Here is a 19,926-nt window from a genome sequence, read left to right as displayed (position 1 = left end):
CCATTTCCATGGCGAGATCCTGGGCCACTTTGGGCGTCGACCTGCACCTCGAACCGACCGGCTCGGGCGGTCTGCGCCGGGGGCTGACCGACGCCCTGCGGGACGCCGTCCGCACGGGGCGCCTGGCCCCCGACACCCGGCTGCCCTCCTCCCGTTCCCTCGCCGCCGACCTCGGCATCGCCCGCAACACCGTCGCCGAGGCCTACGCCGACCTGGTCGCCGAGGGCTGGCTCACCGCCCGGCAGGGCTCGGGCACCCGGGTGGCGACGGTGGCACCGCCCGCCTCGTCCGGGCAGCGGGGGAGGGCCGTGGTCCCACCGTCCGGGCAGCGGGGGAGGGCCGTCCCGCCGTCCGGGCGCCGGGAAAGGGCCGTCCCGCCGACCGGTCCGGGCCCGGCCGCACCCCGCCGCCGGGAACCCGGCCGCCCGGCCTACAGCCTCGTCCCCGGCATCCCCGACCTCGCCGCCTTCCCGCGCACCGAGTGGCTCAAGGCCGCCCGCCGCGCGCTGGCCACCGCGCCCTTCCACGCCCTCGGCTACGGCGACCCGCGCGGCTCCGTCGAACTGCGCACCGCCCTCGCCGGTTACCTCGCCCGCGCCCGGGGCGTCCGCGCCACCCCGGAGACCGTGCTGATCACCGCGGGCTTCTCGCACGCCCTGGGCATCCTCGGCAGGGTGCTGCGGGCGCGCGGAGTACGGACGGTGGCCGTCGAGTCGTACGGCCTCGACGTGTACTGGCGGCTGCTACGGGACGCCGGCCTCACGACACCCGCGCTCCCGTACGACCACATCGGCACCGACACACGGGATGCGGGCGAGGCGGGAGCGGTTCTGCTGACCCCCGCCCACCAGTTCCCCATGGGCCTGCCCCTGCACCCGGACCGGCGCGCCGCCGTCGTGGACTGGGCGCGGCGCACCGGCGGACTGGTCCTGGAGGACGACTACGACGGCGAGTTCCGCTACGACCGCCAGCCCGTCGGCGCGCTCCAGGGCCTCGACCCCGAGCACGTCGTCTACTTCGGCACCGCCAGCAAGTCCCTCGCGCCCGGACTGCGGCTGGGCTGGATGGTGCTGCCGCCGTCCCTGGCGCAGGAGGTGGCCGCGGCGAAGGGCCGCGTCGACACGGTGGGCGTGATGGAACAGCTCACGCTCGCCGAGTTCATCACCTCCGGCGCGTACGACCGGCACGTCCGCTCGGCCCGGCTGCGCTACCGGCGCCGCCGTGACGCCCTCGCCGCGGCCGTGGCCGACCGCGCGCCCGAGGTACGGGTGACCGGGATCGCGGCCGGGCTGCACGCGGTGCTGCGCCTGCCGCCCGGCACGGAACAGTCGGTGGTCCAGGCCGCCCTCTGGCAGGGGCTGGCGCTGCACGGCCTCTCCTTCCACCGGCACCCGCAGGCCGACACCGAGCCGCTGGACGCGCTGGTCGTGGGATACGGGACACCACCGGACAGCGCGTGGGCGGGAACGCTGGAGGCGCTGTGCAGGGCACTGCCGTGACGGGGGCCGCTCGAGCGCGCCACGTGATCAGGGCGCCCGCGTCCGCGCCAACGGGCTCGTCTCCGGCTCCTGCGCCGGCGCCTCACCGAACCTCGCCAGCGCCAGCGCCCCCGCCACCGCCACCGCGAAGCCCAGCACCGCCAGCCAGGCCAGGCCCTCCCTCGTGCGGTCGCCGAGCCACACCACACCGACCGCCGCCGGGCCGAGCGTCTCCCCGATCACCATCCCGGCCGTCGCCGTCGTCACCGAGCCGCGCTGCAGGGCCGAGGTGAGCAGCAGGAACGCGGCACCCCCGCCGAGCAGCAGGGCATACGTCGCCGGATTGGCCAGCAGCTCGGCCGGCCGCAGCGAGTCGATGAGCCGTACCGCCACCTCCACCACCCCGAACCCCAACCCGGCGCCGAGCCCGAGCAGCAACGCGCGGGTGCGCCCGGACAGGCGCCCGCCGACCGCGCCGAGCAGCAGCACGCCCACCGCCACCGCCACCATCGCGTACTTCAGCCAGTCCGGCCCCACGCGTTCGCCCTCGGTGCCCGAGGCCAGCCCGAGCATCGCCAGACCCGCGCACACCACCCCCACGGCGGCCCACTCCACCCCGCTCAGCCGCACCCGCAGCAGCCGCGCCGCCACCACGGCCGTCACCGCGAGGCTCGCCGCCAGCGCCGCGCCCACCGCATAGATCGGCACCGAACGCAGCGCCGCGATCTGCAGCAGGAAACCCAGCCCGTCCAACGCCAGCCCGGCGATGTACCGCCACTGCCGCAGCGCCCGCAGCAACAGCGCCGCGTCCCCGCCGCCCCCCTCCGCGCCCGCCGCACGCGCGGCCATCGCCTGCAACACCGTCGCGGTGCCGAAGCAGACCGCCGCACCGAGGGCGCACACCATTCCAAACAACACATAGGGACTCTAGGGGAGCGGCAAAGCCCAGGGCCCCCTGTACGGCCGTTCTCACCGATCTCTAGGCTGGCCCGGCAGCGAACAGAATCGGCCAGTCCATACCCGGGGGAGACACGAAGACATGACCACCGCACGGCCACAGGCGCACAAGCGGCTCCGCTCCGGCACGGTCGTCCTCGGCGGCATGGGCCTGCTGGCCGCCGCCCTGACCGCCTGCTCGTCCGACCCGGACAAGCGCTGCGTGGACCGCGACAGCTACACCTACGGCAAGGGCTACAAGGTCGTCTCCGACAAGAACTGCAAGTCCACCAAGACCTTTTCGAACGGCGCCTGGTACTACGGCGGCAAGAAGAAGAGTTCCTGGGTGAGCGGCGGTTCCTTCTCCAAGCCCGGCAAGGGCTCCGGCGGCTCCTCGGGCGGCAGCCACGGCGGCGACGGAGTCCACCGCGGCGGCTTCGGCGGCGGCAAGGGCAGCTCCGGCGGCTGACCGGACACCCACGCATGGAACGCCGAACGATCACCCCCCGCCCCGGCTGGCAGCAGACCGTCGAGGAGCAGGGGCTCGTCTACCCGCTCACCCGCCACCCCGACGGCTCCCTGCGCCCCTACTGGGACGAGAGCGCCTACTACGTCTTCACCCTCGACGAGGTCGAGGCGCTGGAGGAGACCGTCGAGGAACTGCACCGCATGTGCCTCGCGGCCGCCGAGCACATCGTGGCCGAGGACCGCCTCGCCGATCTCGGCATCACCGACCCGCGCGTGGCCGCCGCGGTCACCGAGGCCTGGCACCGCCGTGCCGAACTCCCCTCCCTCTACGGCCGCTTCGACCTCCGCTACGACGGCACCGGCCCGGCCAAGCTGCTGGAGTACAACGCCGACACCCCGACCTCGCTGGTCGAGGCCGCCTCGCCCCAGTGGTTCTGGATGGAGGACCGCTTCCCCGGCGCCGACCAGTGGAACTCCCTGCACGAACGCCTGGTCGACGCCTGGCGCGCGCAGTCCGCCCTGCTGCCTCCCGGCAGCCCGCTGCACTTCGCGCACTCCTCGGCCGACGAACTCGGCGAGGACCTGATGACGGTCGCCTACCTGAAGGAGACCGCCGAACAGGCCGGCCTCACCACCGACTGGCTCTCCATGGAGGAGATCGGCTGGGACACCCTCTCCGGCCGCTTCGTCGACAACCAGCTCCGCTTCATCCGCGGCATCTTCAAGCTCTACCCCTGGGAGTGGCTCACCACCGACGCCTTCGGCGCGCACGTCCTGGACACCCTCGACAACGGCGGCGGCACCGGCAGCACCCTGTGGATCGAACCCGCCTGGAAGATGCTGCTCAGCAACAAGGCACTGCTGGCGGTCCTCTGGGAGCTGTACCCCGGCCACCCCCACCTGCTGCCCGCCTACCTCGACGGCCCCCGCGAACTGGCGCAGTCCCCGGGCTACGTCGCCAAGCCCCTGCTCGGCCGCGAGGGCGAGGGCGTCACCGTCCACACCCCCGGCGAGCCGCCGGTGATCCGCGACGAGCCCTGCTGCTACCAGCAGCTCGCCCCGCTGCCCGCCTTCGACGGCAACCACGTCGTCCTCGGCGCCTGGGTCGTCCGCGACGAGTCCGCCGGGCTCGGCATCCGCGAGTCCTCGGGCCTGATCACCGACGAGTACGCCCGCTTCCTGCCGCACGTCATCCGCTAACCGCCCAGTACGGCCGAGAGCCGGCCGAGCCCCCAGTCGAGGTCCTCCTCGCCGATCACCAGCGGCGGCGCGAGCCGGATCGTGGCGCCGTGGGTCTCCTTCACCAGGACACCCTGGTCCATCAGCCGCTCCGCCACGTGCCGCCCGGTGCCGTGCGCCGGAGCGATGTCCACGCCCGCCCACAGCCCCCGCCCCCGTACCGCCGTCACCGCACCCGTGCCGAGCAGCGTCCTCAGCTCCCGGTGCATCCGCTCGCCCAGCTCGGCCGCCCGCGCCTGGTACTCACCCGTCCGCACCATCGCGATCACCTCCAGCGCCACCGCACAGGCGAGCGGGTTCCCGCCGAACGTCGACCCGTGCTCACCCGGCCCGAACACACCGAGCACCCGAGCGCTCGACACCACCGCCGACACCGGCACGATCCCGCCGCCCAGCGCCTTGCCCAGCACATACACGTCCGGCACCACCCCCTCGTGCTCGCACGCGAAGGTCCGCCCGGTCCGGCAGAGACCCGACTGGATCTCGTCGGCGACGAACAACACGTTCCGTTCGCGGGTCAGTTCCCGCACCCCCGCCAGATAGCCGGCCGGCGGCACGATCACCCCGGACTCGCCCTGGATCGGCTCCAGCAGCACCGCCACCGTGTTCTCCGTCAGCGCCGAGCGCATCGCCGTCAGGTCCCCGTACGGCACGATCTCGAACCCCGGCGTGTACGGCCCGAAGTCCGCCCGGGCCTCCGGATCGGTCGAGAAGCTGATCACGGTCGTCGTCCGCCCGTGGAAGTTGCCGCCCGCGACCACGATCTTCGCCATCTCCGAGGGCACCCCCTTCACCCGGTACCCCCACTTCCGGGCCGTCTTCACCGCGCTCTCCACCGCCTCCACCCCGGTGTTCGCCGGCAGCACCATCTCCATCCCGCACAGCTCCGCAAGCTGCGTGCAGAACGCCGCGAACCGGTCGTGGTGGAAGGCCCGGGACGTCAGCGTCACCCGCTCGAGCTGCGCTTTCGCCGCCTCGACCAGCCGCGGGTTGCCGTGCCCGAAGTTCAGCGCCGAATACCCGGCCAGCAGATCCAGATACCGGCGTCCCGTCACATCCGTCATCCACGCCCCCTCCGCCGTGGCCACCACGACCGGCAGCGGATCGTAGGTGGGCGCACAGTGCGCGTCGGCGGCGGCGATCAGGTCCTCAGCAGTGGTCACGGCCTCTCCCGGGTACGAAGGTCACCTCCTTCTTACGCTCGCTCGCATGGTGGACGCGGGACCTTCCCCCACCGGCGCGCCCGGTAGGCTGACGAGCGGGCCGTGACTGGCGCGCTGGGATGGGACGGACCATCGGGGAGCGGCCCGAGCGGTAAAACAGTGCCGTGCGCCTGGGCCGAACGTGAACGCTGCCCGTACACCGTCCGGAGGTCCCCATGCCAGAGCAGCAGCCCCTCTCCACCGAGTCCACCGCCTTCCGTGCCGCCCTCGACGTCATCCGCGCCGTCGAGCCGCGTGTCGCCGACGCCATCGGCCAGGAGGTCACCGACCAGCGCGAGATGCTCAAGCTGATCGCCTCCGAGAACTACGCCTCTCCGGCCACCCTCCTGGCGATGGGCAACTGGTTCAGCGACAAGTACGCCGAGGGCACCGTCGGCCGCCGCTTCTACGCCGGCTGCCGCAACGTCGACACCGTGGAGTCCCTGGCCGCCGAACACGCCCGCGAACTCTTCGGCGCCCGCCACGCCTACGTCCAGCCGCACTCCGGCATCGACGCCAACCTGGTCGCCTTCTGGGCCGTCCTCGCCGACCGTGTCGAGGCCCCCTTCCTGGAGAAGTCCGGCGTCCGCCAGGTCAACGACCTGTCCGAGGCCGACTGGGCCGAACTGCGCCAGGCCTTCGGCAACCAGCGGATGCTCGGCATGTCCCTGGACGCCGGCGGCCACCTCACCCACGGCTTCCGCCCGAACATCTCCGGCAAGATGTTCGACCAGCGCTCCTACGGCACGGACCCGGCCACCGGTCTCATCGACTACGAGGCCCTGCGCGCCCAGGCCCGCGAGTTCAAGCCGCTGATCATCGTCGCCGGCTACTCGGCCTACCCCCGTCTCGTGAACTTCCGGATCATGCGCGAGATCGCCGACGAGGTCGGGGCGACCCTGATGGTCGACATGGCCCACTTCGCGGGTCTCGTCGCCGGCAAGGTCCTCACCGGCGACTTCGACCCGGTCCCGCACGCCCAGATCGTCACCACCACCACCCACAAGTCGCTGCGCGGCCCGCGCGGCGGCATGGTCCTGTGCGACGACTCCCTCAAGGACCAGGTCGACCGCGGCTGCCCGATGGTCCTCGGCGGCCCGCTCCCGCACGTCATGGCAGCCAAGGCCGTCGCCCTCGCCGAGGCCAGGCAGCCCGCCTTCCAGGACTACGCCCAGCGCATCGTCGACAACTCCCGCGCCCTCGCCGAAGGCCTGACGCGCCGGGGCGCCACCCTGGTCACGGGCGGCACGGACAACCACCTCAACCTGATCGACGTCACCACCTCCTACGGTCTCACCGGTCGCCAGGCCGAGGCCGCCCTGCTGGAGTCCGGCATCGTGACGAACCGCAACGCCATTCCCGCCGACCCCAACGGCGCCTGGTACACGTCCGGCATCCGCATCGGCACCCCCGCCCTGACCACCCGTGGCCTCGGCACCGCCGAGATGGACGAGGTCGCCGGCCTCATCGACCGCGTCCTCACCACCACCGAGCCGGGCACCACCAGCAAGGGCGCCCCCTCCAAGGCCCAGCACGTCCTCGACCCCAAGATCGCGGACGAGATCTCCCGCCGGGCGACCGACCTCGTGGCCGGCTTCCCGCTCTACCCGGAGATCGACCTCGGCTGACGCATCCCGGGGCTCACCGGCCGCTCACCGGTCGATCAGCTCCTGACGAGGCTCCCGTCGCGGCGGCCCGGCACTGCGCCGAGCCGCCGCGCGGCGTATCGCGCCGGGAAGATGCCCGTATAGCCGGAGCCGGCCGAGGGAACGCGGCCCATCACCCCCGACTTCGTGAGCAGGGAACGCAGTTCACCGGGATGCTCGGCGCGGTGCCAGTGGCCGTTCGGGGAATCCGGCAGCTGGGCGGCCGTGTGGATCCAGACGTCGCGCGGCCGCGTGTCCACGGGGAAGACCCGGTCCACCCGCCATGGCGCTATGTCGTGCACCAGCCACGTGACGTTGATCCGCCGGGCGTCGGCCAGGTCCGCCTCCGGCGGAGCGCTCCGCGAGCCCGTGTTCTCCGGGCCGAGCAGCCGCCGCAGCCGGTCGTAGTCCTTGTCGGAGAAATACAGACCTGCTGCACCACGTCACCCTCCCGCGGCCTCACACCGTTGTTACACCGCGCGAGTCGATTCGGTTCCCACCTGTTTCCGACCAGTTCCGGAGCGACCCTCGACACCTGAGAGAATGGTGAACATGGCCTCTGACCGACCCCGCGTGCTCTCCGGTATCCAGCCCACCGCCGGCTCGTTCCACCTCGGCAACTACCTCGGTGCCGTCCGCCAGTGGGTGGCGCTGCAGGAGTCCCACGACGCGTTCTACATGGTCGTCGACCTGCACGCGATCACGATCCCGCAGGACCCGGCGGAGCTGCGCGCCAACACCCGGCTCGCCGCCGCCCAGCTGCTGGCCGCCGGTCTCGACCCGGACCGCTGCACCCTCTTCGTGCAGAGCCATGTCCCGGAGCACGCCCAGCTCGCCTGGGTCATGAACTGCCTCACCGGCTTCGGCGAGGCCTCCCGCATGACCCAGTTCAAGGACAAGTCCGCCAAGCAGGGCGCCGACCGGGCCTCCGTCGGCCTGTTCACGTACCCGATCCTTCAGGTCGCCGACATCCTGCTGTACCAGGCCAACGAGGTGCCGGTCGGCGAGGACCAGCGCCAGCACATCGAGCTGACCCGCGACCTCGCCGAGCGGTTCAACGGCCGCTTCGGCCAGACCTTCACCGTCCCGAAGCCGTACATCCTCAAGGAGACGGCGAAGATCTACGACCTGCAGGACCCGTCGATCAAGATGAGCAAGTCGGCGTCCACGCCGAAGGGCCTCATCAACCTCCTCGACGAGCCGAAGACGACGGCGAAGAAGGTCAAGAGCGCGGTCACGGACACGGACACCGTGATCCGCTTCGACGCCGAGCAGAAGCCGGGCGTGAGCAACCTGCTCACCATCTACTCGACGCTCACCGGGGAGGGCATCGCCGACCTGGAGGCGAAGTACGAGGGCAAGGGCTACGGCGCGCTCAAGACCGACCTCGCCGAGGCCATGGTCGAGTTCGTGACGCCGTTCCGCGAGCGCACCCAGCAGTACCTGGACGACGCCGAGACCCTCGACTCGATCCTGGCCAAGGGCGCGGAGAAGGCCCGCGCGGTCGCCGCGGAGACGCTCTCGCAGGCGTACGAGCGAGTGGGCTTCCTGCCCGCGAAGCACTGAGGCGTACGACCGCACACATGTCCGCGGGCAGAGCGCTGCACATCACTTCCGCTGCGCCTGCCCACAGGACAGTCATGGCCGTACAGTCGATAGCCGGACGACTGAGAACACAACAGACGCGACGACAGGAGACGACGTGGGGACCGTAACGATCGGCGTGTCGATCGCGGTCCCGGAGCCTCACGGCAGCCTGCTCCAGGAGCGGCGCGCGGGCTTCGGCGACGCCGCGGCTCACGGCATCCCCACGCACGTCACGCTGCTCCCGCCGACCGAGGTCGACGAGGCCGGGCTGGCGGCCGTCGAGGCGCACCTCACCCAGGTCGCGGGCGCCGGCCGGCCGTTCCCGATGCGGCTGTCGGGCACCGGTACCTTCCGGCCGCTGTCACCGGTGGTCTACGTCCGGGTCGTCCAGGGTGCCGAGGACTGCGCCTGGCTGCAGCAGCGGGTGCGCGACGCCTCCGGGCCGTTGGCACGCGAACTGCAGTTCCCCTACCACCCGCACGTCACCGTGGCGCACGGCATCGACGACGCGGCGATGGACCGTGCCTTCGAGGAGCTGGCGGGCTTCGACGCCGAGTGGCCGTGCACCGGGTTCGCGCTCTACGAGCAGGGTGCCGACGGGGTGTGGCGCAAGCTGCGGGAGTACACGTTCGGGGGATCCGTGGTGCCGCCGCAGGCCGGCCACGCGGCCGTGGAACGCGGGACGACCGCCGGCCACCAGGTGTATTGATCACGAGTGTTCCCGTCTGCCCGGTCAGAGCGGCAGGCGGCGGAACACCGACCGTGGTGCGTGCCGCAGGGCCGACATCACCAGACGGAGGGTGCCGGGTACCCACACCGTCTCGGAGCGGCGGCGCAGGCCCAGTTCGATCGCCGTGGCGACCGCCTCCGGGGTGGTGGCGAGCGGGGTCTGCCACCGGCCTGCCGTCGTCCCCGCACGGACGGTTCCGGGGCGTACGACCATGACGTGCACGCCGGTGCCGTGCAGGGCGTCGCCGAGGCCCTGCGCGAAGGCGTCGAGGCCGGCCTTGCTGGAGCCGTAGATGAAGTCGGCGCGGCGGGCCCGTTCGCCGGCGACGGAGGAGAGGACCACCAGGGAGCCGTGGCCCTGGGCCTGCAGGGCGCGGGCACCGACCAGGCCGGCGGAGACGGCTCCGGTGTAGTTGGTCCCGGCCACCCGCACGGCGCCCACCGGGTCGCGTTCGTCGTGGGCCTGGTCGCCGAAGACGCCGAAGGCCAGCAGCACCAGGTCGATGTCGCCCTCGGCGAAGACCTTGCCGAGGACCGTCTCGTGGGACTCGGGGTCGAGGGCGTCGAAGGCGACGGTGCGGACGTCCGCACCGAGCGCGCGCAGGCCCTCGGCGGCCTGTTCCAGGGCGGGTGAGGGGCGGCCCGCCAGCCACACCGTACGGGCGCGGCGGGCGATCAGACGGCGCGCGGTGGCCAGCGCGATCTCGGACGTGCCGCCGAGGACGAGCAGGGACTGGGGGTGGCCGAAGGCGTCCTTCACGTCAGCTCCTGGAGGTCTGGAGACGGAGTCGGCGGGCGAGGTCCGAGACGAACACGCCGCGCGGGTCGAGCCGCGCGCGCAGGGCCCGGAACTCGGCCACGCGTGGATACATGGCGGCGAGCAGGTCGGGCCGCAGCCGGGAGTCCTCGGCCAGGCAGACCCGCCCGCCGGCCGCGGCGACCTCCTCGTCGAGTTCGTCGAGGAAGGCGGCGAGCCCGGGCAGCGCGGCCGGGAAGCCCAGGGTGAGCGCCCAGCCGGGCACGGGGAAGGAGAGCCAGCCGGGGTCGGCGTCCCCGAAGCGCTTGAGGACGGCCGGGAAGGACGGCCGGCGGCGTCCGGCGACGCGCCGCACGATGCGGTGCAGCGCCTCCTCCTGGCCGTGGCCGACGACGAACTGGTACCGCACGACGCCACCGCGGCCGTAGAGGCGGTTCCAGGGGGGAACGCCGTCGAGGGGGTGGAAGAAGGTGGACAGGCGCTGGATCTCGCCGGTACGCGCGCGTGGCGCCGTGCGGTACCGGAGTTCGTCGACGAGCCCGGCGGCGCCGCTGCCCAGCAGGCCGTCGGGGACGAGTGCGGGGGCGGGCGGGTGCCGGCGCGGACGGAAGGACAGCGGGTGCCGCCACGCGCGCGTGCGCCTGCCGAGGGCGTCGAGGGGGGTGTGGTCGCCGCGGGTGAGGACGGCGCGGCCGGTCGCCGCGCCACGGGCCAGCAGGTCGATCCTGGCGACCGAGTAGCGGTGACGGTGGTCGTCGGCGGTCAGGCGGGCCAGCAGGTCGTCGAGGTCGGCGGCGCGTTCGGTGGCGACCGTCAGGTACGCCGTCTCCACCGGAAGCAGCCGGACCGTGGCCGTCAGGACGATGCCGGTCAGGCCCATGCCGCCGGCGGTCGCCTCGAACAGCTCGGTGCCGGGGCCGACCGTGCGGACCTCGCCGTCGGCGGTGAGCAGCTCCAGGGACAGCACATGGCGGGAGAAGGACCCGGAGACGTGGTGGTTCGGGCCGTGGAGGTCGGCGCCGATCGCCCCGCCGACGGTCACCTTGCGGGTGCCGGGGGCGACCGGCACGAACCAGCCGAGCGGGAGCAGCACGGTCGTCAGCCGGTGCAGGGTGACACCGGCGTCGCACAGCACGATGCCCTCGCCGGCGTCGATCACGTGGATGCGGTCGAGGCCGGTCATGTCGAGGACGGCGCCCCCGGCGTTCTGCGCGGCGTCCCCGTGCGCCCGCCCGAGGCCCCGGGGGACGGCGCCGCGTGCCCCGCAGTCGCGGACGGCCGCCGCGGCCTCCTCGTAGCTGCGCGGGCGGATCAGGCGGGCGGCGGTGGGGGCGGTGCGGCCCCAGCCGGTGACGGGAACGGTGTCTCCAGACATGCCGGTGACCGTATCGCCCATATGCGGGTGATTAGTTAGAAAACATCCCGTTACCTCCTGAAAACGGGTGATTAATGGGATGTCCCCTGATAATGACGTCATTTCAGCGGTGTGGAGAGGGGTCGCGAGGGCAGGGACGGATCATGGACTGGCTGAAGAGACTGCCCGGCGTCGGGCCGATCGTCACGCGGCTGATGGTCACGCACGCGTGGCGGTGCTACGAGCGGCTGGACCGGGTGAAGTGGACCCGGCTGGCCGCCGCCATGACCTTCGTCAGCTTCGTCGCGCTGTTCCCGCTGCTGACCGTGGCCGCCGCGATCACCGCCGCCACGCTGAGCCCCTCCCAGCAGAAGACCGTCGAGCACAGGATCGCCGACCAGTTCCCGGGCCTCTCCCAGCAGTTGGACATCGGCTCCCTGGCCGCCAACGCCGGCACCGTCGGCGTCATCGCGGGCGCCGTGCTGCTGTTCACGGGCATCGGCTGGGTCGGCCAGGTGCGGGACTGCCTGCGTGCCGTCTGGGAGCTGCCCGACCGCGAGGAGAACCCGGTCCTGACCAAGGCCAAGGACGCCGGCATCCTCCTTGGCCTCGGCGGCGCCCTCCTGATCACGCTCGCCGCGTCCACGCTCGCCTCGGCGGCGGTCGGCCGGGTGTCGAGGGAGATCGGCCTGCAGGAGCACAGCTGGGGCAGCCTGCTGCTGCAGGTCGCGGCGTTCGCCGTCGCCGTGCTCGCCGACTTCCTCGTCCTGCTCTACGTCCTGACCCTGCTGCCCGGGGTCGAGCCGCAGCGCCGCCGCCTGCTGGTGGCCGCACTGCTCGGCGCGATCGGCTTCGAACTGCTGAAACTGCTGCTCAGCGGCTATATCCAGGGGGTCGCCACGAAGAGCATGTACGGCGCCTTCGGGGTCCCCGTGGCGCTGCTGCTGTGGATCAACTTCACGGCGAAGATCGTGCTGTTCTGCGCCTCCTGGACGGCGACGCAGAGCAAGGAGACCGAACTCAGGGACGCGTCCGACGGCGCATCAGGTCCGGCAGCGGCCACCGCCGGTTGATCAGGAACACGCCGCCCGAGAGCAGCACCAGCACTCCACCCGCGATGGCCAGGGCGGTACCGACGCCGGAACCGGACTCGGCGGTGGCGCTCGCCACCGGCTCGGAGCCGGAGCCGGAGCCGGAGTCGCCGGTCCCCTGGGCCGTCTGCCCGGCGGTGGCGCCGGGGGTCGGCTGGGCGGTGTTCGTCGCGGCACTCTTCGGCGGCACCAGCTCGCCCACCGGGCTGACCTTGCCGACCGCCTGGAAGCCCCAGTCGAACAGCTTCGCGGTCTCCTTGTAGACCTCGTTGTGCTCGCGCTTCTCCGGGTTCATCACCGTGACGAGCAGCACCTTGCCGCCCCGCTCGGCGACCCCGGTGAAGGTGGCGCCCGCATGGGTGGTGTTGCCGTTCTTCACGCCCGCGATGCCCTGGTAGACGGGCACATCGGTGTCGCCGCTCAGCAGCCGGTTGGTGTTCTGGATCTCACCCGAGCCGAACGTCGCCCGCACCGTCGAGCAGTAGTCGCGGAAGTCCTTCTTCTGCAGTCCGGAACGGGCGAACAGCGTCAGGTCGTACGCCGACGACAGCTGACGCGGCTCGTCGTAGCCGTCCGGGGAGACCACGTGGGTGTCCAGGGCCTGCAGTTCCTCGGCGTGGGCCTGCATGTCCTCGACGGTCCGCCCGATGCCGCCGTTCATCTGGGACAGCACGTGCACGGCGTCGTTGCCCGAGCGCAGGAAGACCCCGAGCCACAGGTCGTGGACGGTGTAGGTGCTGCCCTCCTTTATCCCCACCACGCTGGAGCCGACGCCCATGCCCGCGAGGTCGGACGGCACCACCTTGTGCCGGGTGCCCTTGGGGAACCGGGGCAGCACGGTGTCCGCGAACAGCATCTTCAGGGTGCTCGCCGGGGGAAGCCGCCAGTGCGCGTTGTGCGCGGCCAGCACCTGGCCGGACTCGGCGTCGGAGACGATCCACGAGCGGGCGGTGAGGTCCTTGGGCAGCACGGGCACGCCGGGCGCGAGGTTGACCTGGGTGCCGGGCAGGCCGAGCCGGGCCCCGCCCACGGTGGACATCTGTGCCGGGGGCGTGGCCGTCGGACTCGCCGAGGGGGACGGGGCGGCGAGGGCGGCGGGCGCGGTGACGGACAGGGACAGCAGTGTGGCGGAGGTGACCAGCAATGATCGCCGGCCGGTCTTCTTGGGTGCAGACACGATCGAGAACGTACCTGGCGCGTACGGCGAAGTCCCGCCCCCCACCCCACCCCCGATAGGGGACCGGACAGCCGACGGCGATACTGGAGGTATGAAGCTCAGCCGCCGGATCTCCTGGTTCCTGCTCGCCTTCGGGGTGTGGAGCTGGGTCATCTGGGTCACTTTCGTCAAGAACCTGGTCAAGGACAGCAGCGGGCTCGCCTTCGACGACGGCCACCCGACCGCGTACTTCTGGGTGCACCTGCTGCTGGCGGTCGTCTCCTTCGTATTGGGGACGGTCATCGGGGTCATCGGGTTGCGCGGGCTGCGCGCACTGCGCCGGACGTCATAACGGGGGATCGGTCGGGGTGGTCATCGTCTTCGCGCTCGTCGCCCTGGCCGTCCTGGCCGTCGTGGCGGCTCTCCACTGGTACGTGTGGCGGCGTCTGGTCCGCGACACCACACGCGGCCGGGGCCCGGCCCGCCGCGCCGGCACGGCGGTGTTCGTCGCCGGCCCGGTCCTGATGGTCGCCGCCCTGGTCGCGGAACGCTCCGGCGCACCCTTCTGGCTCCAGCGCACCCTGGCCTGGCCCGGGTTCCTGTGGATGGCCCTCGCCCTGTACCTGCTGCTGGCGGTGGTGGCGTCAGAGGCGGTACGACCGCTGCTGCGCCGCGCACTTCACCGGCGCGGCCGGCCGGACGGGAACCCCGTGCGGCACTCTTCGAACCGGCCGAGTCAGGAGCCCGTGGGGCAACCTCTCGGCGGACCGAGTCGCGTGACGGCCGGACAAGGGCCGGGGGACCAGCCCGCGGAGCCCCCGGGCACGCCCGATCCGGCACCGGTGCCCCCGGCGGCCGACCCGGCCCCGGACCCGACTCGTCGTCTCTTCGTCTCCCGAGTCGTCGCCGGGGCCGCCGCCACCACCGCCGTCGCGACCGTCGGCTACGGCACCTACGGCGTCCTGCGCGGACCGCGGGTCAAGCGCGTCACCGTGCCGTTGGCCAAACTCCCGCGGGCCGCACACGGTTTCAGGATCGCGGTCGTCAGCGACATCCATCTCGGCCCCGTCCTCGGCCGGGACTTCGCGCAGCGGGTCGTCGACACCGTGAACGCGACCCAGCCGGACCTGATCGCGGTCGTCGGCGACCTGGTGGACGGCAGCGTCAAGGACCTCGGCCCGGCCGCGGCGCCCCTGGCACGCCTCACCGCGCGGCACGGCTCCTACTTCGTCACCGGCAACCACGAGTACTTCTCCGGTGCCGAGCAGTGGGTCGAGGAGGTGCGCACCCTCGGCCTGCACCCGCTGGAGAACGCCCGCACGGAGCTGCCGTACCTCGACCTGGCCGGGGTGAACGACCTCCAGGGCGAGAGCGAGGGGCAGGGACCGGACTTCGACAAGGCGCTCGCCGACCGGGACCCGGCACGCGCGTGCGTGCTGCTCGCCCACCAGCCGGCGCAGATCCACGAGGCCGTCCGGCACGGTGTCGACCTCCAGCTCTCCGGTCACACCCACGGCGGCCAGCTCTGGCCCGGCAGTCTCCTCGCGGCCGCCGCCAACCCGACCGTCGCCGGTCTCGACCGCTACGGCGACACCCAGCTCTACGTCAGCCGGGGCGCGGGCGCCTGGGGTCCGCCCACGCGCGTGGGGGCGCCGTCGGACGTGACGGTGATCGAACTGGCCGCCACGCGCGCGTGACCGAAACCCTCCCCCCGTGTCTGTGAAGGCGCTGTGAAACCCGGCGGAAACAACGCCTCGGTAAGTTCTTGCCCATCCGGTCAGAAAGCCCTTCCCCCGGGTGAAACAGGTGTGATTAGGTGAGCCGCGTCACTTTAGGGGAGTGGCGCATTCGTGCTGGCCAGGGGTAGGGCCTCAAGGGGCCTGGGGAGGGCACCACCATGCGATCTGTTCGCATGCGGATTCTCGTGACGTTGCTCGTGCTCGCCGTCGTGGGGATCGGCGGCTGGCAGCTGCTGCCGTCGCAGGAGGACAAGAACAAGACCATCGCCGTCGGGACGACGGACGCCGTCACCGACCTCGACCCGGCCGGCGCCTACGACGCCGGTTCCTGGGCGCTGTTCAGCAACGTCTTCCAGTCGCTGCTGACCTTCGAGCCGGGCGGGGTCGAGCCGGTTCCGGACGCGGCGAAGAGCTGCGCGTTCGAGGGCGGCGGCCTGAAGACGTACCGGTGCACGCTGCGCGACGGGATCACCTTCCCAAGCGGGCGCGCGATGACCGCGGAGGACGTGAAGTTCTCCTTCGAGCGGGTGAAGAAGATCAATTCCGATGTCGGCCCGGCGTCCCTGTTCGGCACGCTCGGCTCGGTGACCGCCGACAACGCGAAGACGGTCACCTTCCATCTGTCGTCCTCGGACGCCACCTTCCCGCTGAAGGTCGCCACCGGCGCCGGTTCGATCGTCGACAAGGACAAGTACCCCGCCGACGCCCTGCGCACCGGCTCCGCGGTCGACGGCACCGGCCCGTACACGCTCGCGTCGTACACCAAGGACCAGAAGGCGGGACTGGAGCCGAACACGCGCTACAAGGGCTACCTCAGCGGCACCGGCCGCCCGATCGAGCTGCGGTACTACACCGACTCGCAGAAGCTCGACAGCGCCTGGAAGGCCCGGCAGATCGACGTCGCCACCCGGACCCTGCCGCCGGACGTGCTCTCGCAGCTGAACCCGAGCGACCCCAAGATGCGGGTCACCGAGTCCGACAGCTCCGAGACCCGCAACCTGTACTTCAACACCCGTGCCGGCTCCCCGCTGCACGACGTGAAGGTGCGCCGCGCGATGGCCTGGCTGGTCAACCGTGAGGAGCTGGCCGCGACGGTCTACGAGGGCACGGTCGACCCGCTGTACTCGCTGATCCCGACCGGCATCATCGGCCACACCACGTCGTTCTTCGACAGCTACCCGACGCAGAGCACCAAGAAGGCGCGCGAACTGCTCACCGAGGCCGGGGTGACCCTGCCGGTGCGGTTCACCTTCGGCTACGGCATCGGCCGGGGCGCGGGCGCGGAGGAGGCGGCGGCGCTGAAGAAGCAGCTCGAGGTGGGCGGCCTGTTCAAGGTGGACGTCAAGGGCTACGAATGGACCGACTTCCAGAAGCGCTGGGCCGCCGGGAAGATGGACGCGTGGGCCGTCGGCTGGGTGGCCGACTACCCCGACCCGGACACCTTCGGCGCCCCGCTCGTCGGCACCGGCTCCACGATGAGCACCGGGTACAGCAACAAGCTGGTCGACCATCTCGTCCTGGACAGCCAGCAGTTCGCCGACCGCAGCCGTGCCGCGAACGACTTCCGCGACATCCAGGTCGACGTGGCCGAGGACGTGCCGCTGATCCCGCTGTGGCAGCGCAAGGAGTACGTGGTCAGCACCGAGGACGTGGGCGGCGGCCAGTACCTGACGGACGGCACGGGCGTGTTCCGGCTGTGGCGGCTGGGGTGGATCTGATCAGTCGGCCTTCTTCTGCCCGGACTTGATGATCTGCTCCACGTCGAGTGTGACCTCGGCGCCGACCGTACCGGGGAGCGTGACGGTCTCGCCGGGGGCGTGCACGCGGTGACTGTGGTACGTGCTCCCGGCCGGCTCGGTGAGCACGTGCAGACGCTGGTGCTTGCGGTCGACGACGACGTAGACCGGAACCTTCGCCTCCGCGTAGGCGGCGACCTTGGTCTTCAGGTCGTCGCGCCAGTTGCCGGAGGTGACTTCCAGGACAAGACGGAAGCAGACCGGGTCGTAGGCGTTGTTCTCGACGAGGTGGGCCGCGCCTTCACCCGAAAGTGATCACTCGCCCCGCTTGCGCCCCGGATCCGGCAGGGCCTTCGTCATGCCCGGCAGGAAGTCCGTGAACAGTTCGTGGATCTCCAGGACGAGCGGGCGCAGGACCCGGAACCGGGCCAGGGACACCCCGCGCGCCGTCAGCCGGGCACCGCGCCGCGCAAGGCGGTAGCTGCGCTCGCGCTCCTCCGTACGGTCGAAGACCCAGTACAGGACCAGGCCCATCTGGGAGAGCCACATCAACTCCGGCAGGACATCACGGAGTTCGGGCGCCACCTTGGATTTCGAACCGGCCAGGACCTCCCGGTGCACGCTGATGGCCTGCTCGCGCGCGTGCTCGCTCTCCGGGGAGAAGGGGCTGAGAGGGCTGTCGGGGTCGGCGGCGTTCTTGAAGAACTGCACCGCGAACTCGTGGTACGGCTTGGCGATGTCCAGCCACGCGGTCAGCACGCCGGCGAGCCGCGCCTCCAGATCGGACTCCCGGTCCAGGACCTCCCGGACCGCCGACTGGTGCTCGGCGGCGATCCGGTCGTAGAAGCCCTGGATCAGGTGTTCCTTGCCCGCGAAGTAGTAGTAGGCGTTGCCTACGGAGACACCGGCCTCCTTGGCGATGGCCCGCATGGTGGTCTTGTCGTACCCGCGCTCCTGGAACAACCGCATCGCGGTCTCCAGGATGAGCGCACGGGTCTGCTCGGACTTGCTCTGGGGGCCGGCCGCCTCGGGGCCGTCGTTCTTCGCGGGCACGGTAGAAGAGCCTAACGACTCGCGCAGGCCCCGTCGGAGCAGGTCGGCGACTGGTGGGTCCACCCCGTCTCCGGGTGGTACGACCACCCGTCCGCGCGCCGGTACGACCGCCCTCCCCACTGCTCGCTCGACCCCTGCCGGGGCTGCCATCGCGTGCCCCGCCATTTCGCCGCCGCCAGTACGGCACCCCGGGCCAGCCGGATGCCGGCCGGAGTGGAGAGTCGGTGGGCGAGCGGGCGGTGTTCCCGCAGGGCCCACAGGACGACGATCCAGGCGGCGGAACCCCGGTAGACCTGCCCGGAGTCACCGACGACGGTGACCTCGTCGAGGGTGGCGGCGTGGTCCAGGCCGGGGAAGCGGGCGCGCGCCTCGGCCGAGCCGGCCGGCACCGTTTCCAGCGGTACCAGCTGCGACTGCCGGACCAGCCAGCCGCGCAGGTGGGTGCACAGGGCGCACTCGGCGTCGTACAGGACGGTCAGCCCGCGGACCGGGGTACTCGTCGCGCCCCGGTCCTGTGTGGTGGTCACGGTGGTCATCGTGGCCGCGGCACTCAGGCGCCGGCCGTCGGGGCGATCCACCCCTGCGGAGCGACCGGGGGCTGCTGCTCCCGCTCCATGACCCCGCGCCGGCGGATCTTGTTGAGCACGTACACGTTGCCCAGGTGCATCACGCCGAGCACCAGCAGGACCACGCCCAGCTTGGTCGACAGGGCCTCGAAGATGCCGCGGGTGTCCTCGATGGTCTCGTCGTCGCCCAGGTACAGCGCCACGAAGCCGAGGTTGACCAGGTAGAAGCCGACCACCAGGAGGTGGTTGACGGCGTCCGCGAGCTTCTCGTTGCCGCGCAGGACGTCGGCGAGGAAGATCCGGCCGTTGCGGCTGAGCGTGCGGGCCACCCAGACGGTCAGCGCGATGCTGACGGCCAGGTAGATGACGTAGGCGATGACGGTGCGGTCCATGGCCCCACCCCTTCTTGAACGCGTTCAAAACGCTGACAGGGGTGACTGTAGACCTGTTTTTGAACGTGTTCAAGTCGAGGGTGGTCAGGCCCTTCGGCCCAATCCCGGGCGCTTGGTGTAGTCGGTGAGGCCGAGGACGTTCCCCCAGGGGTCGGCGATCTCCACGGTCCAGCCGGTGGCCCCCTGGAACAGCTCGTCCAGGGGTTCGATGCCCGCGGCGGCCAGCTCGCGCGCCGCCACCCGGGCGTCCGGCACCTCCAGCCAGAGGCGCGGCGAGGGCCAGGGGGGCGGCCGGTGCCGCAGGGCCTCCTCTTCGCGCAGCAGGATGCCGGGCGTCTCCCCGCCGACCTTCAGCAGCGCGATCCCGGCCTCGTCGAACCGGAACCCCACCGTGAACCCGGCCCGCTCGTAGAACCCGACGGCCTCGGCGAGGTCGCCGACAGGGAGCAGCACGTTGTCGAACCCGAGCAGCTCGTACGACTGGTCATCTGACATATCGAAACAATAGGGCTGAAATCCCACAGAACCGGTGATTTCCCACGCGATGTCCCCCTCACACGCGAGAGCCCCGCTTCCCGGTTCTGAACCGGGAAGCGGGGCCCTGTCGAGCCGCGTGCACGTCTCAGCCGACGGCGAGGGGGGGGGGGGAGGGGGGGGGGGGGGGGGGGGGGGGGGAGGGGGTGTGGGTGGGGGGGGGGGGGGGGGGGGTGGTGCTCGGCGTGATGGACCTGGGGAACGTGTACGTGGTCAAAAAGATCCGCCGGCGCGGGGTAGTGGAGCGGGAGCAGCAGCACCCG

General features: G+C 71.8%; 20 protein-coding genes, 1 pseudogene and 1 riboswitch. Of the genes and pseudogenes, 10 read left to right on the top strand and 11 right to left on the bottom strand.

What is annotated here, in order from left to right; all coding sequences use genetic code 11:
* The first annotated feature begins 8 nt into the window (after positions 1–8).
* Entirely contained in the window at positions 9–1,499 is a 1,491-nt protein-coding gene (gene pdxR, locus ACZ5CW_RS35370) for a MocR-like pyridoxine biosynthesis transcription factor PdxR (protein ID WP_468608819.1), read from the top strand.
* Positions 1,500–1,526: 27 nt separating this feature from the next.
* Here the strand turns inward: pdxR and ACZ5CW_RS35365 are convergent, their stop codons facing one another.
* Positions 1,527–2,384 (bottom strand): DMT family transporter, encoded by an 858-nt coding sequence (locus ACZ5CW_RS35365; RefSeq protein WP_468608860.1) that lies wholly within the window; start codon positions 2,382–2,384, stop codon positions 1,527–1,529.
* A 133-nt stretch (positions 2,385–2,517) separates the two neighbouring features.
* On the opposite strand from ACZ5CW_RS35365, the gene ACZ5CW_RS35360 reads away from it, so the two are divergent.
* Both ACZ5CW_RS35360 and ACZ5CW_RS35355 read left to right on the top strand, forming a co-directional pair.
* Complete coding sequence (locus ACZ5CW_RS35360) at positions 2,518–2,883, top strand: hypothetical protein (protein WP_468608817.1); 366 nt, start codon at positions 2,518–2,520, stop codon at positions 2,881–2,883.
* Between the two features lie 14 nt (positions 2,884–2,897).
* Complete coding sequence (locus tag ACZ5CW_RS35355; RefSeq protein WP_468608815.1) at positions 2,898–4,082, top strand: glutathionylspermidine synthase family protein; 1,185 nt, start codon at positions 2,898–2,900, stop codon at positions 4,080–4,082.
* Here ACZ5CW_RS35355 and rocD read toward each other — a convergent pair.
* Positions 4,079–5,284, bottom strand: a complete 1,206-nt coding sequence (rocD, locus tag ACZ5CW_RS35350) for an ornithine--oxo-acid transaminase (protein WP_468608813.1) — start codon at positions 5,282–5,284, stop codon at positions 4,079–4,081. The genes ACZ5CW_RS35355 and rocD overlap by 4 nt on opposite strands.
* Before the next feature lie 92 nt (positions 5,285–5,376).
* A riboswitch (ZMP/ZTP riboswitch) is annotated at positions 5,377–5,467 on the top strand.
* A 32-nt stretch (positions 5,468–5,499) separates the two neighbouring features.
* On the opposite strand from rocD, the gene ACZ5CW_RS35345 reads away from it, so the two are divergent.
* Positions 5,500–6,951, top strand: coding sequence for a glycine hydroxymethyltransferase (locus ACZ5CW_RS35345; RefSeq protein ID WP_468608811.1), 1,452 nt, complete (start codon positions 5,500–5,502; stop codon positions 6,949–6,951).
* Positions 6,952–6,986: 35 nt separating this feature from the next.
* Here the strand turns inward: ACZ5CW_RS35345 and ACZ5CW_RS35340 are convergent, their stop codons facing one another.
* Positions 6,987–7,271: a hypothetical protein gene (locus tag ACZ5CW_RS35340; protein WP_468608810.1), complete on the bottom strand. Its 285-nt coding sequence runs from the start codon at positions 7,269–7,271 to the stop codon at positions 6,987–6,989.
* A gap of 250 nt (positions 7,272–7,521) precedes the next feature.
* Between ACZ5CW_RS35340 and trpS the strand changes: the two genes are divergently transcribed.
* Both trpS and ACZ5CW_RS35330 read left to right on the top strand, forming a co-directional pair.
* A complete protein-coding gene (gene trpS / locus ACZ5CW_RS35335) occupies positions 7,522–8,535 on the top strand; it encodes a tryptophan--tRNA ligase (RefSeq protein WP_468608808.1) in 1,014 nt (337 codons plus the stop codon).
* Between the two features lie 136 nt (positions 8,536–8,671).
* On the top strand, positions 8,672–9,265 hold the full coding sequence (locus ACZ5CW_RS35330) for a 2'-5' RNA ligase family protein (protein WP_468608806.1): 594 nt from the start codon (positions 8,672–8,674) through the stop codon (positions 9,263–9,265).
* Between the two features lie 24 nt (positions 9,266–9,289).
* Here the strand turns inward: ACZ5CW_RS35330 and ACZ5CW_RS35325 are convergent, their stop codons facing one another.
* Both ACZ5CW_RS35325 and ACZ5CW_RS35320 read right to left on the bottom strand, forming a co-directional pair.
* Positions 9,290–10,045, bottom strand: coding sequence for a decaprenylphospho-beta-D-erythro-pentofuranosid-2-ulose 2-reductase (locus tag ACZ5CW_RS35325; RefSeq protein WP_468608804.1), 756 nt, complete (start codon positions 10,043–10,045; stop codon positions 9,290–9,292).
* 1 nt (position 10,046) lies between these two features.
* Complete coding sequence (locus tag ACZ5CW_RS35320; RefSeq protein ID WP_468608802.1) at positions 10,047–11,417, bottom strand: FAD-binding oxidoreductase; 1,371 nt, start codon at positions 11,415–11,417, stop codon at positions 10,047–10,049.
* Positions 11,418–11,560: 143 nt separating this feature from the next.
* Here ACZ5CW_RS35320 and ACZ5CW_RS35315 point away from each other — a divergent pair, with 143 nt between their 5' ends.
* The gene (locus ACZ5CW_RS35315) at positions 11,561–12,469 is read left to right on the top strand and encodes a YihY/virulence factor BrkB family protein (protein ID WP_468608800.1); all 909 of its coding nucleotides are present in this window, start codon (positions 11,561–11,563) and stop codon (positions 12,467–12,469) included.
* Here ACZ5CW_RS35315 and ACZ5CW_RS35310 read toward each other — a convergent pair.
* A complete protein-coding gene (locus ACZ5CW_RS35310) occupies positions 12,417–13,664 on the bottom strand; it encodes a D-alanyl-D-alanine carboxypeptidase family protein (protein WP_468608798.1) in 1,248 nt (415 codons plus the stop codon). The genes ACZ5CW_RS35315 and ACZ5CW_RS35310 overlap by 53 nt on opposite strands.
* A 91-nt stretch (positions 13,665–13,755) precedes the next feature.
* Between ACZ5CW_RS35310 and ACZ5CW_RS35305 the strand changes: the two genes are divergently transcribed.
* The 3 genes from ACZ5CW_RS35305 to ACZ5CW_RS35295 all read left to right on the top strand — a co-directional run bounded on the left by ACZ5CW_RS35305 (position 13,756) and on the right by ACZ5CW_RS35295 (position 17,100).
* Entirely contained in the window at positions 13,756–13,995 is a 240-nt protein-coding gene (locus ACZ5CW_RS35305) for an SCO4848 family membrane protein (RefSeq protein WP_468608796.1), read from the top strand.
* Between the two features lie 16 nt (positions 13,996–14,011).
* Complete coding sequence (locus ACZ5CW_RS35300) at positions 14,012–15,340, top strand: metallophosphoesterase (RefSeq protein WP_468608794.1); 1,329 nt, start codon at positions 14,012–14,014, stop codon at positions 15,338–15,340.
* Positions 15,341–15,555: 215 nt separating this feature from the next.
* Positions 15,556–17,100, top strand: a complete 1,545-nt coding sequence (locus ACZ5CW_RS35295) for an ABC transporter substrate-binding protein (protein ID WP_468608792.1) — start codon at positions 15,556–15,558, stop codon at positions 17,098–17,100.
* On the opposite strand, the pseudogene ACZ5CW_RS35290 reads toward ACZ5CW_RS35295, so the two are convergent.
* The 5 genes and pseudogenes from ACZ5CW_RS35290 to ACZ5CW_RS35270 all read right to left on the bottom strand — a co-directional run.
* A pseudogene (locus ACZ5CW_RS35290) lies at positions 17,101–17,409 on the bottom strand (Uma2 family endonuclease); the annotation flags it as partial.
* Positions 17,410–17,433: 24 nt separating this feature from the next.
* A complete protein-coding gene (locus ACZ5CW_RS35285) occupies positions 17,434–18,171 on the bottom strand; it encodes a TetR/AcrR family transcriptional regulator (RefSeq protein WP_468608790.1) in 738 nt (245 codons plus the stop codon).
* 11 nt (positions 18,172–18,182) lie between these two features.
* Entirely contained in the window at positions 18,183–18,707 is a 525-nt protein-coding gene (locus ACZ5CW_RS35280) for a thiol-disulfide oxidoreductase DCC family protein (protein ID WP_468608788.1), read from the bottom strand.
* Between the two features lie 14 nt (positions 18,708–18,721).
* Positions 18,722–19,129 carry a hypothetical protein gene (locus tag ACZ5CW_RS35275; protein ID WP_468608786.1) on the bottom strand — a complete coding sequence of 136 codons (408 nt, stop codon included), beginning with the start codon at positions 19,127–19,129 and terminating at the stop codon, positions 18,722–18,724.
* 84 nt (positions 19,130–19,213) lie between these two features.
* A complete protein-coding gene (locus ACZ5CW_RS35270) occupies positions 19,214–19,624 on the bottom strand; it encodes a VOC family protein (RefSeq protein WP_468608784.1) in 411 nt (136 codons plus the stop codon).
* Positions 19,625–19,926: the final 302 nt, after the last annotated feature.

Source organism: Streptomyces sp. NPDC031379, from assembly GCF_055569615.1.
This window is presented reverse-complemented; position numbering and strand designations above follow the sequence as displayed.

Bases quoted from the DNA above. Each gene is read 5' to 3' on its own strand.
- pdxR (WP_468608819.1), top strand. From the start codon at position 9: ATGGCGAGATCCTGGGCCACTTTGGGCGTCGACCTGCACCTCGAACCG.
- ACZ5CW_RS35365 (WP_468608860.1), bottom strand. From the start codon at position 2,384: ATGGTGTGCGCCCTCGGTGCGGCGGTCTGCTTCGGCACCGCGACGGTG.
- ACZ5CW_RS35360 (WP_468608817.1), top strand. From the start codon at position 2,518: ATGACCACCGCACGGCCACAGGCGCACAAGCGGCTCCGCTCCGGCACG.
- ACZ5CW_RS35355 (WP_468608815.1), top strand. From the start codon at position 2,898: ATGGAACGCCGAACGATCACCCCCCGCCCCGGCTGGCAGCAGACCGTC.
- ACZ5CW_RS35345 (WP_468608811.1), top strand. From the start codon at position 5,500: ATGCCAGAGCAGCAGCCCCTCTCCACCGAGTCCACCGCCTTCCGTGCC.
- trpS (WP_468608808.1), top strand. From the start codon at position 7,522: ATGGCCTCTGACCGACCCCGCGTGCTCTCCGGTATCCAGCCCACCGCC.
- ACZ5CW_RS35320 (WP_468608802.1), bottom strand. From the start codon at position 11,417: ATGTCTGGAGACACCGTTCCCGTCACCGGCTGGGGCCGCACCGCCCCC.
- ACZ5CW_RS35315 (WP_468608800.1), top strand. From the start codon at position 11,561: ATGGACTGGCTGAAGAGACTGCCCGGCGTCGGGCCGATCGTCACGCGG.
- ACZ5CW_RS35305 (WP_468608796.1), top strand. From the start codon at position 13,756: ATGAAGCTCAGCCGCCGGATCTCCTGGTTCCTGCTCGCCTTCGGGGTG.
- ACZ5CW_RS35295 (WP_468608792.1), top strand. From the start codon at position 15,556: ATGCGGATTCTCGTGACGTTGCTCGTGCTCGCCGTCGTGGGGATCGGC.
- ACZ5CW_RS35280 (WP_468608788.1), bottom strand. From the start codon at position 18,707: ATGACCACCGTGACCACCACACAGGACCGGGGCGCGACGAGTACCCCG.
- ACZ5CW_RS35275 (WP_468608786.1), bottom strand. From the start codon at position 19,129: ATGGACCGCACCGTCATCGCCTACGTCATCTACCTGGCCGTCAGCATC.
- ACZ5CW_RS35270 (WP_468608784.1), bottom strand. From the start codon at position 19,624: ATGTCAGATGACCAGTCGTACGAGCTGCTCGGGTTCGACAACGTGCTG.